At 67.6% G+C, this 13,610-nt stretch carries 10 protein-coding genes; 3 read left to right on the top strand and 7 right to left on the bottom strand.

The annotated features are described in order from the left end of the window. The 4 genes from IB269_RS28835 to IB269_RS28850 all read right to left on the bottom strand — a co-directional run. Positions 1-3,121 (bottom strand): DUF6531 domain-containing protein (locus IB269_RS28835; RefSeq protein WP_192368947.1); only part of this gene is annotated, 3,121 nt, incomplete at its 3' end. A gap of 517 nt (positions 3,122-3,638) precedes the next feature. Next, complete coding sequence (locus IB269_RS28840) at positions 3,639-5,153, bottom strand: tripartite tricarboxylate transporter permease (RefSeq protein WP_012204439.1); 1,515 nt, start codon at positions 5,151-5,153, stop codon at positions 3,639-3,641. Then, positions 5,153-5,722, bottom strand: a complete 570-nt coding sequence (locus tag IB269_RS28845; RefSeq protein ID WP_063326714.1) for a tripartite tricarboxylate transporter TctB family protein — start codon at positions 5,720-5,722, stop codon at positions 5,153-5,155. The genes IB269_RS28840 and IB269_RS28845 overlap by 1 nt, the downstream gene beginning before the upstream one ends. Before the next feature lie 216 nt (positions 5,723-5,938). Beyond that, a complete protein-coding gene (locus IB269_RS28850) occupies positions 5,939-6,898 on the bottom strand; it encodes a Bug family tripartite tricarboxylate transporter substrate binding protein (RefSeq protein WP_013803365.1) in 960 nt (319 codons plus the stop codon). A 100-nt stretch (positions 6,899-6,998) separates the two neighbouring features. Here IB269_RS28850 and IB269_RS28855 point away from each other — a divergent pair, with 100 nt between their 5' ends. The 3 genes from IB269_RS28855 to IB269_RS28865 are packed head-to-tail and all read left to right on the top strand — an operon-like array spanning position 6,999 to position 9,693. Continuing rightward, on the top strand, positions 6,999-7,721 hold the full coding sequence (locus tag IB269_RS28855; protein WP_043819580.1) for a response regulator transcription factor: 723 nt from the start codon (positions 6,999-7,001) through the stop codon (positions 7,719-7,721). Between the two features lie 30 nt (positions 7,722-7,751). Next, positions 7,752-9,239: a sensor histidine kinase gene (locus IB269_RS28860; RefSeq protein WP_192368948.1), complete on the top strand. Its 1,488-nt coding sequence runs from the start codon at positions 7,752-7,754 to the stop codon at positions 9,237-9,239. A gap of 4 nt (positions 9,240-9,243) precedes the next feature. Further along, on the top strand, positions 9,244-9,693 hold the full coding sequence (locus IB269_RS28865) for an RNA-binding S4 domain-containing protein (protein ID WP_192368949.1): 450 nt from the start codon (positions 9,244-9,246) through the stop codon (positions 9,691-9,693). A gap of 106 nt (positions 9,694-9,799) precedes the next feature. On the opposite strand, the gene IB269_RS28870 is transcribed toward IB269_RS28865, so the two are convergent. The 3 genes from IB269_RS28870 to IB269_RS28880 are packed head-to-tail and all read right to left on the bottom strand — an operon-like array spanning position 9,800 to position 13,402. After that, on the bottom strand, positions 9,800-11,173 hold the full coding sequence (locus IB269_RS28870) for a uracil-xanthine permease family protein (RefSeq protein ID WP_063326716.1): 1,374 nt from the start codon (positions 11,171-11,173) through the stop codon (positions 9,800-9,802). Between the two features lie 47 nt (positions 11,174-11,220). Continuing rightward, entirely contained in the window at positions 11,221-12,639 is a 1,419-nt protein-coding gene (guaD, locus tag IB269_RS28875) for a guanine deaminase (RefSeq protein WP_192368950.1), read from the bottom strand. A gap of 19 nt (positions 12,640-12,658) precedes the next feature. Beyond that, positions 12,659-13,402: a 16S rRNA pseudouridine(516) synthase gene (locus tag IB269_RS28880; RefSeq protein WP_029733247.1), complete on the bottom strand. Its 744-nt coding sequence runs from the start codon at positions 13,400-13,402 to the stop codon at positions 12,659-12,661. Positions 13,403-13,610 lie beyond the last annotated feature (208 nt).

Below are 13,610 nucleotides of genomic sequence, written 5' to 3' on the forward strand. Positions count from 1 at the left end.
CGCGGTCTTCAGTGAAGCCTATGCGGTTGTCTTCCCAGCGCTGCACGGGGCCTTGGCGCTGGCCTGCAAGGTGGCCCAGGCCCATGAGGTTGAAGTCGGTGTGCCGCCAGTGGGCGTGGACCTGGGCGGCCCAGTTGTCTTGTGAGTCTGTCTGACCCGTTGCACCGGGTGCTGGCAGGCGGTTGCCTGCAGGGTCGATCTGCCAGCGGGTGGTGATCTGGGGGTCCTGGCTGTCGGTGGCCGCTCTGAGGCGCCCGGCGCTGTCGTAACCGTAGCGCAGCAGTTGTGCGGCCTGGCCTGGGGCACCGGCCTGTTCGATGGCGACGAGCTGGCCCAGGCTGTCGTAGTGGTAGCGGCGGCCGAGGATCTGGCCTATGAGGGGCTGGACCAGGTGATCACGGCCTTCCGTGCTTTGCAGGCCTGTGGTGCCCAGGGCCGTGAGGCGGCCCAGGCTGTCCCATTGGCGTTGCACCTGCAGAGGGTTTTGCGCATCTGCTGCGGCGGTGGGTGGGTGCAGGCTGCGGCGGACTTCGCGGTGCAGGTTGTCGCGCTCGAAGTCGATGAGGCTGGCTCCGTTGAGCTGCAGTCCGTGCACATGGCCTGAACCGTAGGTGAGCCAGGCGATCTCCCCCAGGCCTTGCAACTGGCTGTGCTGGCGTGCGCCCAGGGGGTCCAGGGTGTGGGCGATGCGGTGTTCGTATTCGATCTGCTCTGCGCCCCCGTTCCCGCCCCCGTCCTTGCCAGGCCGGTACAGCTGTTGCACTTCTGCGGTGATGCGGCCCAGGGCGTCGCGCTCCAGTGCTATGCGGCTTTGCAGCTGGATGGTGTTCTCTGCGGTGTTCTCGCCAGTGTGCTGCCAGACGCTGGCCGCCGTAAGGCGCCCGGCCGCATCCCATTCGTATCGGTGGGTTTGTGCAGGCGCATGGGGTGTGGCGGGCAGCTGGCGTTCGGCGAGACGCCCGCCTTCGTCCCAGCGGTAGTGGCTGCTGCTTTGCTGTGCGGCGTTGCCGTCCGTGGCTTCCATGAGCTGGCCTGCCGCGTCCCAGCGGTAGCGCTGCAGCCGTTGGTCGAAGCCTTCTTCCTGCACGAGCCGGTCCAGCGCGTCCCAGGCAAAGCGGCTTTGCGCCCCGTTCTCGTTGACGAGGCGCAGGAGGCGGCCGGCGTTGTCGTATTCGAAGGCCAGGGTGAGGCCGCCATGTGTTCGCTGGACCAGCCTGCCCCAGAGGTCGTAGCGCAGGTGGATGCTGGGGTCGGCGGCCTGGGTTTCGCTGGAGGTGCCCGCAGGCTGGGCCGGATCGATGCGCGTGAGGTGGCCTGCGCTGTCGTAGTGGTAGCGCTCGATCTGGCCGTTGGGCAGTTCGCTGGCCACGATGCGGCCCTGGCCATCGCGCTGGTGGCGTTGGCGCTGGCCCAGGGCGTTGTCCACTTCGATGAGCGCGCCCCAGCGGTCGTAGTGGTAGTGCGTGCTGTGGCCCGAGCAGTCGGTGTAGCTGAGCAGTTGGCCCGCGTCGCTCCAGGCCAGCTGTTTGCTGCCGCCCTGGGCGTCTTCGATGCGCCGGGGGCTGTCGCAGGTGAGCGGCGCTTCCTGGGGGTCGGGGTAGTGGTAGCTCTCGGTGCTGCCGTCGGCCTGGGTGATCTGGGTGAGGCGTCCCCAGGCGTCGTATTGGTAGCCGGTGCTGGCCCCTGCGGTGTCAGTGCTTTGCAGCAGGCGGCCGGTGGCTTCGTCGTGTTCCTGCTGGGTGCTGCGCCCGTCGGGCAGTTGCACGCCGATGAGCCGGCCCTGGCCATCACGCCGGAGGTGGACGCTGCGCCCCAGCGGGTCGGTGCGCGAAGCCAGCCGGCCGAAGCTGTCGTAGCTTTGCAGCCAGCGGCTGCCATCGGCCTTGTGGTGGGCGATGAGGCGCGACAGGCCCGCTGCGCCTTCGAAGTAGTAGGTCTCGATGCGATCCAGGCTGTCGCTGACGCGGGTGGCGGCACGCGGCTGGCCGTCGGGGCCCGGGGGCTGGGCCAGGTAGTCGAAGCGGTAGCTGAGCCCTTCCTGGTTGCTGTGCTCGATGACGCGGGCGCCGGGCTGGGCGCTCTCGTAGCGGTAGCGGTGCCAGGGTCCGCTGGCATGGCGGTGGGCGCTGATGCGGTGGTGGTCCCATTCGAATTCGCGCACGAGCTGGCCTGCGCGGTCGTGGACGGTGATGAGGTCGCCTGCGCTGCTGTAGCCGTAGCGCACGAGGGCGATGGGGGCGGACAGGGGGTTCAACGGGTCCTGTGTGAGGTCCACGCCTGTGACCCGCCAGCCGTCGTCGGCGCCCCACAAACCCAGCGCATCCCTGCCGCCATGGATGCGCTGGTGCAGCAGTCGATAGCGCCGGCCTGTGCCGTCGCTCAGCGAGACCAGGCGGCCTGCGGGGATGAGGTCCTTGCTCGCACTGTGGCCGGCCTCGGGCGTGGTGCCGTCGCTGTAGTGGTAGAGCTGGCGGCGCCCGAAGCAGTCGATCTGGGCCATGAGGCGCCAGGGACCGTCGACAGGTTCACCGGGCGCAGGGCCAAAGCCCCAGAGGGTGTCGCCATCGCCGCTGACCGCGAGGATGGCTTGTGGGTTGCGCACCAGTGCCTGTTCCACATGCGACCACCGAGGATTGGCGGCCCAGGGCGCTGTGCCGCCGTCCGGCTCCGTGCTGCCGCCGCGCAGCAGCCAGATGTCTTCGCTGGCACTGTGCAGCTGGCCGCCCGGCACCAGGGGCTGGTCGAAGGTGATGACGCGGCCGCTGGCATCCAGCAGCAAGGTGGACTCTTCCTGCAAGCGGATGCTGAGCTCCTGCAGCAGGTGCCAGCCATGGCCCAGCAGGCCGCAGGCCGCGCCGTGCTTGGGGTTGACGTAGCTGCTGTACTGGCGCTGCCAAGCCACAGGCAGCGCGGCCGACGGCAGGGCAAAGTCCAGGTCTTCTGCGCCCCGCAGGACCTTGGCGCCCAGCTGGGGGTTCACAGGGGATCCGACGGTGATGCCGTCCGGGCAGACGGAGCAGGCCAGGCCGCCCTGGCTGCCGATGAGCACGGTGCGCGAGCCGGTGACGATCTTGCCCTTGACGACGCTGTCGGTGATGCGGGCTGCGGGTTTGCCACTCATGCAGACTTCTCCTGAGTGGACTTGATGGCGCAGTCGCAATGTATCGCTGTATCCAGGGCGGCAATTGCTTCACATTGCCTCATTCCGGGTAGATGGAAACAGTGGCGGATTCTCTGATGGCCAAGCATTTCATGAGAATGCAGTGGCTCGCCCCATGGCGTGCGGATGGCAAATGGTCGTGTCATTGTGTCAACCGCCCTACGGACGGCTCCCTCTCTCGATGAGCGGGAATCATAGACAGGCCACTGGCAATGGCGCAATTGATTTATGCGTCAGACTCCTCTTATAAATGTAAGCAAATTGATTATCTTGGATACATCAGCAATTGAATGCCGCCTCACCAATGGAAGGACATATCGATAAATTTCTCATGCCATTGGTGCAATGGGCATGAGGCGCCTGCTGACCCGCATCAAGGCGCGCCAATAAAAAAAGCCCCTGCCTCGAAAGGCAGGGGCTGTCAGGGGCCCGGGGCGCCATGCGTGGCACCGCCGGGCCGGCTAGCAACGGGTTGGCATCAGCCTGCAGCCGCCTCCGGCGAGGGCTTGGGTTGCAGGCGCTTGAGCACGCGCGGCACGATGAGCACGCAGGCCACGATGATGATCAGCGTCAGCGACATGGGGCGCTGCAGGAAGATCCACCAGCTGCCTTCGCCGATGGACACGGCATTGCGCATCTGTGCCTCGGCCAGGGGGCCCAGGATCATGCCGACCACGACGGGCGCGGTGGGGAAGTCGAAGCGGCGCATGATCACGCCCAGCACGCCGATGCCGTACAGCAGGAACAGGTCGAAGGCGCTCTGGCGCATGCCGTAGGCACCCACGGTGGCGAAGATCAGGATGCCTGCGTACAGCTGGGGACGCGGGATCTTGAGCAGCTTGACCCACAGGCCCACCATGGGCAGGTTGAGCACCAGCAGCATCAGGTTGCCGATGTACAGCGAGGCGATCAGCGCCCAGACCAGGGCAGCCGAAGAGCTGAACAGCTGCGGGCCGGGGTTGATGCCGTAGTTCTGGAACGCACCCAGCAGCACGGCCGTGGTGTTGCTGGTGGGAATGCCCAGGGTCAGCAGCGGGATCAGCGCGGCGGTCACGGTGGCGTTGTTGGCGGCCTCGGGGCCGGCCACACCTTCGATGGCGCCCTTGGTGCCGAACTCGGCGCGGTTCTCACCCTTGGCCAGCTTCTTTTCGGTGGCGTAGCTCAGGAAGGTGGGGATCTCGGTGCCGCCGGCAGGGATGCAGCCGAAGGGTGTGCCGATGACGGTGCCGCGCAGCCAGGCGGGCCACGAACGCTTCCAGTCGCGGCCGGTCATGTGCACGCGGCCCATCCTGTTTTGCGTATCGACGACCTTGCCTTCGTACATGGCGGCGTACAGCACCTCGGCCACGGCGAACAGGCCCACGGCCACGAGCACGATGTCCACGCCGTCCAGCAGTTCCATCTTGCCCATGGTGTAGCGCGCAGCGCCCGAAATCTGGTCCATGCCGATGCAGCCCAGCGCCAGCCCCAGGAACAGGGCCGTCATGCCGCGCAGCGCGCTTTGGCCGAGCACGGCACTGACGGTGGTGAAGGCCAGCACCATCAGCATGAAGTACTCGGGCGGACCCAGCTTGACGGCAAAGTCGGCCACCGAGGGGGCGAACAGCGTGACGACCACGGTGGCCACGGTGCCGGCCACGAAGGAGCCGATGGCGGAGGTGGCCAGCGCGGCGCCCGCGCGGCCGCTCTTGGCCATCTTGTTGCCCTCCATGGCCGTGACCATGCTCGCGGTCTCCCCGGGCGTGTTCAGCAGGATGGAGGTGGTGGAGCCGCCATACATGGCGCCGTAGTAGATGCCCGCGAAGAAGATCATCGAGGCGGTGACCTCGACCTTGGCGGTAATGGGCAGCAGCATGGCCACGGCCACGGCCGGGCCGATGCCGGGCAGCACGCCCACGGCCGTGCCCAGGGCGCAGCCGACCAGAGCCCACAGCAGGTTGGCGGGTGTAATGGCGGTGGCGAAGCCCGCCATCAGTGCGTCAAAGATTTCCATTACAGCCACCCCGTCTCAGTCAGGCCCGGTAGGTTGATTGCCAGGAATTGCGTGAAGGCCCAGAACACGGGCGCCGAGATGAGCAGCCCGGTGACCACGTCCTTGACCCAGGTGATGGGTGCGCCCGCCTGGGCCTGGCCGCCAGCACGGCGCAGGCCCTGCACGGCCAGCACGTAGCAGATGGTGCAGCTGACGATGAAGCCCGCCGTGCCGATCAGTGCGGCGTTGACCATCAGGCCGGCCGACACCCAGACGAAGGCGCCGATGTCGGCGCGTGGATGGCCGCCAGGTGCGGAGGCTTCACGGTAGCCGCCCGTGCGCGCCTCCCAGACCAGCCAGGCGCCGCAGACCGCGAGCACCACGGCGCACAGCCAGGGCAGGAAATTGGGGCCGACGCCGCCGTAGCCGGAGTCGGAAGGAATCTGCAGCGCGCCGAAGGCCAGGCCTGCAGCGACGAGCAGCACGCCAGAGCCGACGATGGTCTGCGCGCGAACCGAGGGAAAGCCGCTGGGCTCATCGGCCTGGGCGGCATCCGTGGCAAGTGGATTGGGTTGTGAGGACTCGGACATGGTCAGTTCCTGGCCGCAGCGGAACCGGCGACCGGGCCGGCCACCGCTGCAGACGTGGGGAAAAAATTAAGCCGCCGGGGCCAGCGGGCCGCTGGCGCGGCGCGCGGGCATCTTCCGCTTCTTGAAGCAGGCGCTGCGACTGGCGCCTGCCGTGGCCCGCAGGAGTGCAGGCCTGTGGCCGCACCGGCCCCGCAAGAGGCCGGTGCGGCCGTTCGATCACACCATGCCGGACTTGACCATGGTGGCGCGCAGGCTCGCGAACTCCTGGTCCACGAACTCGCCGAAGGCATCGCCGGCCAGCCACGCGGGCGTCCAGTCGTTCTTCTGCAGAGCCTCGGCCCAGGCCTTGCTCTTGGTGGCCTTCTCCAGCATGGCGACCAGCGCGTCGCGCTGGGGCTTGGTGATGCCGGGCGCGCCGTACACGCCGCGCCAGTTGCCGATCTCGACGTTGATGCCCTGCTCCTTGAGCGTGGGCACGTCCACGCCCTTCAGGCGCTGGCCCGAGGTCACGCCGATGGGCTTCATCTTGCCGGTGCTGATGTACTCGGCGAACTCGCTGAAGCCGCTGCCGCCCACGGTGACGTTGCCGCCCAGGATGGCGGAGATGGCCTCGCCGCCTCCACGGAAGGCCACGTAGTTGATCTTGGAGGGATCGACGCCGACTTCACGCGCGATCATGGCCGCCGCAATGTGCTCGGTGGAGCCGCGCGAGCCGCCGCCCCACTTGACGGAGCCCGGGTCCTTCTTGAGCTGGGCGATCACCTCGGCCATGTTCTTGAAGGGCGAGTTGGCGGGCAGCACGAACACGTTGTATTCGCTGGTCAGGCGCGCCAGCGGCGTGGCCTGCGTCAGGTTCACGGGCGGCTTGCCCGTGATGATGCCGCCCAGCATGACGGCGCCCATGACCATCATGGCGTTGGGATCGCCCTTGCTGCCGTTGACGAACTGCGCAAGACCGATGGCGCCGGCGGCGCCGCCCTTGTTGTCATAGGTGACGGAAGCAGCCTGACCAGCGTCCTGCAAAGCCTTGCCCAGGGCACGGCCCGTGGTGTCCCAGCCGCCGCCGGGGTTGGCCGGCAGCATCATCTTGACGGCGACCGCAGCCTGGGCAGACAGCGGCAGGCTGCCTGCGGCGGCCAGTGCGGCCAGCGACTTCAGAAAAGTATCACGACGCATGGTTTGACTCCTTGTGTTGTAAGGCTGTCGATGATCGGTTCGCTACCTGTCAAATGGCTGTCCAAACCCCTAGGGGAATCCCTAGATCGCTCTTGGCGCGATGGCCTGCATCGCGCCCGGTGCTAACGTGCGGGCCATGCAATTGCTGCTCGTAGAAGATGACAACGCCATGCGCACCACGCTGCAGCGCACGCTGATCCGGCGCGGTATCCAGGTGGAGACGGCGGCCGACGGCCCCTCGGCCCTGGCGCAGTGGCTGGTGCGCGAGCCCGACGCCGTGGTGCTGGATTTGAGCCTGCCCGGCCTGGACGGCCTGCAGGTGCTGGAGCGTGCGCGCGGCCAGGGCCTGCGCACGCCCGTGCTCATCCTGACTGCGCGCGGCACCGTGGGCGACCGCGTGCTGGGCCTGAACGCCGGCGCGGACGACTACCTGGCCAAGCCCTTCGACCTCGACGAGCTGGAGGCCCGGCTGCGCGCCCTGCTGCGCCGCAGCAGCGACAGCTTCGCGCCCAAGCCGCCGCCCGAGACCATTGCTATGGGCGCGCTGCGCTACGACAAGGCCAGCGGCGCCATCCACCGCGATGGCGAGATCATGGAGCTGACGCCACGCGAGCTGGCCCTGATGCACGCCCTGCTGGCGCGCCCCGGCCATGCCGTGGCCAAGGAGCGGCTGTTCGCGCTGGTGTTTCCCGGCGAGTCCGACGTGCAGTACGAGGCCGTGGAAGTCGTCGCCTACCGGCTGCGCAAGAAGCTGTCGGGCACGGGCGTGCAACTGGTCACGCTGCGCGGCCTGGGCTATCTGCTCAAGGCCGAGTCGGCCTGACGCATTGCCGCATTCCTGCACCGCAAGCCCATGCGCGACCCCGGTCTTCCCCTTCCCGCCCCCGCCCGCGCGCGCCAGCCCTGGTCGCTGCGCCGCCAGCTGCTGACGGGCATCCTCGTCCCCGTCATTCTGTTCATTGGCTTCAATACCTGGAGCCTGTACCACCAGACGCTGGCTGCGCTGAACACCGCCTATGACCGCACGTTGCTGGCATCGGCCAAGAGCATCAGCGAGCAGCTGGATGTGACGGGCTATGACGAGTCCGCCCAGTTGCATGCCATCGTTCCCTACTCGGCGCTGGAGATCTTCGAGGCCGACAACCAGAGCCGCATGTTCTACCGCGTCTCCACGCTGGACGGGGAAATGGTGTCGGGCTTTGGCGAGCTGCCCATGTGGCACGGCGTCATCCCCCAGCGCCCGCCCTACGCGGCCCTGGTCGATTTCTACGACGCGCAGTTCCGGGGCCGGCCCGTGCGCATGGCCGTGCTGCTGCAGCCCGTGGCCAGCGCCAAGGGGCGCGGCATGGCCGTGATCCAGGTGGCCGAGACGCTGGAGCTGCGCGAGACCCTGGCCCTGCAGATCCTGCGCACCACGCTGGCACGCCAGGCCCTGCTGGTGGCTGCCGTGGCGCTGATCGTGATCTTTGTGGTGCAGCGGGCCACCCAGCCCGTGCGCCAGCTCAGCAGCGACCTGCGCTCGCGCCCGCGCGGCGACCTGAGCCCGCTGTCGGCCCCCGCTGCGCCGCGCGAATTGCAGCCGTTGCTGGAGGCCATCAACCAGCTCATGCTGCGGCTGCGCCAGCTGCTGTCGGACCAGAAGCGCTTTGTGCGCGATGCATCGCACCAGTTGCGCACGCCGCTGGCCGTGCTCAAGGCCCAGCTGCAGTCGGCCCAGCGCGGCGATGTGCCGGCCGAGCAGGCCTTCGAGGAAATCGGCGCCACCGTGGATCGCGCCACGCGGCTGGCCAACCAGATGCTGGCGCTGGCCAAGGTCGAGCAGCTACGGCAGGAAGACAGCGCCGAGCCGGCGTCGCCCGCCCCCAGCCTGCTGGACGAAGTGGTGCGCGACGTGGCCATCGAACTGTCGCCGCTGATTGCCGAGCAGGACATCGACTTCTCCATAGACACCGAGCCCTGCCCCGTGCCGGCCCATGAATGGATGCTGCGCGAACTCACGCGCAACCTGCTGCACAACGCCATACGCCACATGCCTGCGGCCGGCAGCCTGCACATCAGCGTGCACCAGGCCGGCAGCCAGGCCGTGCTCAGCCTGCGCGACAGCGGGCCGGGCATAGACAGCGACCTGGCCCAGCGGCTGTTCCAGCCGTTCTCGGCCGGCAACGCGCGCAGCGGCTCGGGCCTGGGGCTGGCCATCTGCCACGAGATCGTGCAGACGCTGGGCGGCGTCATCGAACTGCGCAACATCTACCGGCAAGGCCTGGTCTGCGGATTGCATGCGCACGTGGCGATTCCGCTGCAACCGGCCACTGGCAAGCACCCCGCGCCGCGCGCACAATAACGCCATGACCGATATCGAATCCATACGTCTGGACAAATGGCTGTGGTGCGCGCGTTTCTACAAGACGCGCAGCCTGGCGGTAGAAGAGATCGGCAAGGGCCGCATCACCGTCAACGGAGCCCTGGTCAAGCCCGCGCGCGAGGTGCGCTGCGGCGACACCGTGGTGCTGCGCCAGGGCCAGATTCCGCGCACCGTGGTCATTCGTGGCCTGTCCGGCATGCGCGGCCCCGCGCCCGTGGCCCAGGCCCTGTACGAAGAAACCGCCGCAAGCCTGGCCGAGCGGGAGCGCCTGGCCGAGCAGCGCCGGCTGGCGCCCGAGCCCGCCAGCAGCATTGCCGACCAGCACGACGGCCGCCCCACCAAGCGCGACCGCCGCCAGATCGACCAGGTGCGCGAGCGCGGCAACTGGGACAGCCGCTGGAGCGCATCCATCGACGACCTGGACCGGCGCTGAATCCTGCGGCCCTGCCCGCCTCACGCCTCTTCCAGCAAAAAGGCCATGCGCAACCACTGCGCATGGCCTTTTCTCATGGGTTTGCGGGCGCAGACCCCTGCGGCGTTCAGACCACCTGGTCCTTGGCCGGTGCGTCGTCCCCCTGCGCACGCGGCAGGATGAGGTTCATCACCATGGCGGCCATGGCCCCCACGGTCACGGCCGAGCCCAGCAGGTACTGCAGCATGTCCGGCAGGGTCTGGACCCAGTCCTTGGGAGCCAGCGTGGCGAAGAAGGAGCAGATGATGGGCACGCCCACCACCAGCATGGCGCGCTCGTCCAGGCGCACATGGCGCAGGATGCGGATACCCGCCATGGCAATGGTCACGCAGACCACGGCGAACATGCCGCCGATCACGGGCGAGGGAATGGCCGCAATCAGCGCCGAGAACTTGCCCAGAAAGCCCAGGCAGGCCAGCACCAGGCCGGCTGCAATGAAAACCATGCGGCTGGCCACGCCGGTGATGGAGATCACGCCCGCATTGGTGGAGTAGCCGGTGACGGGCGTGGCGCCGATCAGTGCGGCCACGCTGCAGCTCAGGCCCTCTCCCACGGCGCCACGGTCGAGCTGGCGGCTGGTGATGGGCTGGTTGATCACGGCCGAGACCGCGAACCAGGTGCCCGTGGTTTCCGCCATGACCACCAGATAGATCACGACAAAGGTCAGCACGGCAGGCAGGCTGAACTGCAGCGGGTAGTCGATGCCGGCCAGCTTTGGCAGCGTCAGCCAGGGCGCATCCGCAACCGGCTGCCAGGCGAACAGGCCCATGGCCCAGGCCACGGCCGTGCCGCCGGCCAGCGCAATGATCACCGACGACAGGCGCATCCAGCGGCCCAGCCGGTTGTCAAAGCGCAGGCCCAGCATCATGGCCGCGATCAGCAGCGCCGCCGACACCGATGCCAGCGCAATCGACTGGTTGACCGTCATGCCGCCGTGGACAGAGAACACGTTGGCGCTGAGCGCAATCGGCAGCAGCGACAGCCCCACCACGAGGATGATGGTGCCGCCGACGATGGGAGGCACCAGCCAGCGGATCACGCGGTGGAACCAGCCCAGCGCCCCCAGCGCAATGACGATCAGCGCTCCCGGAATCAGCGCGCCATAGACGGCTCCCATGCCGCCAAAGCCACCGCCCGCGCCAAAGGCCACGGCCAGGATGGCACCCAGCGGAATGTAGGAAGGCCCTTGCGCAACAGGCATGCGCATGCACCAGGCGGTCTGGATCAGCGTGCCCACGCCTGCGGCAAGAAAGGTGGACTGGATCATGGACGCCGCATCGGCTTGCGACAGCGCCAGGGCCGAGGCAATGATGAAGGGCACGACATACACGTCCATGGCCATCACATGCTGCAGGCCCAGCAACAGGGCCTGTGACAGCGAGACGCGGTCGTCGGGGCGGGCGATCAGGCGCCCTTCGTAGGAGGAGGTCGGTTCGGTCATGGGACGGAAAAATGCGGAAAACGGCCGCAGCCTAAAGACTGCGGCGCTCAGACAGCAGTGACAGCGCCGGCGGCCTGGCGCCGGTGCACGCACTCGCCCTGCACCCAGGTGCTGGCCACATTGGCGCGCGTGGCGTGGTGGATGATCTTTTGCAGAATGTCGGCCGGCCCATCCGCGCCGGGCCAGATCTGGACATTGGAGTCAGGCCCCTGGCAGTCGATGGCCAGGGCGTCCATGGCGTGGCCGGGCTCGATGCGGCCAATGGGCAGGTCCAGCGCATCGCCCCCCGCCGCCGTGGCCAGCCACAGCGCAAAGACGTGGTCGATGCGGGCCTGCACGCCCTGCCCCGCCCTGCCGCGCTGCGAAGCGCCCAGGGCCGGGTCCACCCCCTCATGCAAGGCCAGCGAGGCCGTCATGGCGTGGCGGCAGGCATCGAACATGCTGGGGCTGTAGCCGCCCGAGATGTCCGTGGCCAACCCCATGCCCAGGCCCTGCTCACGGCCGCTACGCGCGGGGAAAACGCTGTTGGCGAAATAGAAGTTGGACAGAGGGCAATGCGCTACCGAGGCGCCCGTGCGCGCCATCAGCGCCACGTCATCGGCCGTGAGGAAGTTGGCATGGGCCACGACCGTGCGACGCGTGAGCAGGCCGAAATCATGCAGCGCATGCGCATCGGTGCGGCCCTGGCGTTCCAGCACATGGGCATGCGCCCAGTCGCTCTCGGAACAATGGGTTTGCACATGGGCGCCGGTGCGTCCAGCCAGGTCGCCCAGGCCGCGCAGCAGCTCGTCGGTGCACGAAGGAATGAAGCGCGGCGTGATCACCGGCAGCACACGCTGCTGCGCGTTGTCCGGATGCTGGCGCAGCCAGTCGATGAAGCGCACCGTCTCGGCAATGCCTTCGGCGGCGCTGGCGTCCTTGTAGTACGGAGGGCATTGCGACGGCTCGTCCATCGCCACCTTGCCCACCAGGGCGCGCTGACCCAGGGCCAGGCAGCGTTCGGCCAGCACCTGGTTGCCCACGGCGTGGATGGTGCCGAAGTACATGGCCGTCGTCGTGCCATTGGCCAGCAGCGTGCGCACCACGCTGTCGTAGACCGAAGTGGCAAAGCCGGCATCGCCGTAGCGCGCTTCCAACGGAAAGGTGTACTCCTGCAGCCAGGTTTCCAGCGGCACATCCAGGGCCTTGCCGCTTTGCGGCCATTGCGGTGCATGCACATGCAGGTCCACCATGCCGGGCAAAAGGTACTGGCCCTCCGGCAGGCGCTGCAGCGTGCCTGCGGCAGCATGCGCGGCCTCCAGAGCGGCGCGGCGGGGATCACCGCGCTCCAGCACGGCATCGATCATGCCGCGGCCATCCACCACGATCAACACGTCCTGCTGGATGCGCAGCGCATCCGGCACGGGCGCATCGAAAGCAGTGCACAACAGGGCCCAGCCCCGGCCTGGGTCAGCGGAATTCATCATGGAAACGCGGCCCCCTGCCTCACTTGGCCTTGAGCTTGGCCAGATCCTCGGCCGTCAACCATCGCCACTGGCCCGGCTGCAGGTCCTCGGTGAGCTCCAGCTCGCCGATCTTCCAGCGATGCAGGCCCTCGACGCGATTGCCAACGGCCGCGATCATGCGCTTGACCTGGTGGTACTTGCCTTCGGTCAGCGTGAGGTCCAGCACATGCTCGCTCACCTGCTCGCAGGCAGCGGCCTTGACGGGCTTGGGGTCATCGTCGAGCACCACGCCGTCGAGCAGGCGCTGCACCTGGCTGGCATCGACCGGATGCTTGGTGGTCACGCGATAGATCTTGGGCACATGCTTCTTGGGCGAGCTCATGCGGTGGATGAACTGCCCGTCATCGCTGAGCAGCAGCAGGCCCGTCGTGTCCTGGTCCAGCCGACCCACGGCCTGCACCCCCTGCACGGCACCCTTGTTCGGGCGCAGCCGCAGCGGCAAGGGCAAAAGCGAGTAAATGCTCGGATAGGTTGAAGGTTTTTGCGAGCACTCCGTGCCCGCCGGTTTGTGCAGCAGCACATAGCCCAGCGCGTGATAGGCCCACTCCACGCCCTGCACGCGATAGCGCAGGCCTTCAGGATCGATGTCCTGCGTGGAGTCGAGGCAACGCACCCAGTCATTGGCCTCGGTGTCCCACAGTTCCACCCAGCCCTGCTGGACCAGTCCGGAACACACGCGGCGGATGCCGAACCCTTGGGAATACAGAATGTCTTGCAGTTGCATGTTCATCTTTCAAGCCGTTTGCGCCCACCATGGCGCACGCACATCGCGCAGGCGACGATACAAGTACTTCTGCGCAAACAAGCAAAAAACCCCGTAGCTTTGGGCTACGGGGTTTCTTGGGCTGTAAGAGCCTGACGATGACCTACTTTCACACGGGAACCCGCACTATCATCGGCGCAAAGTCGTTTCACTGTCCTGTTCGGGATGG

The organism is Delftia sp. DLF01 (assembly GCF_014852125.1).
GTDB lineage: Bacteria > Pseudomonadota > Gammaproteobacteria > Burkholderiales > Burkholderiaceae_C > Comamonas > Comamonas acidovorans.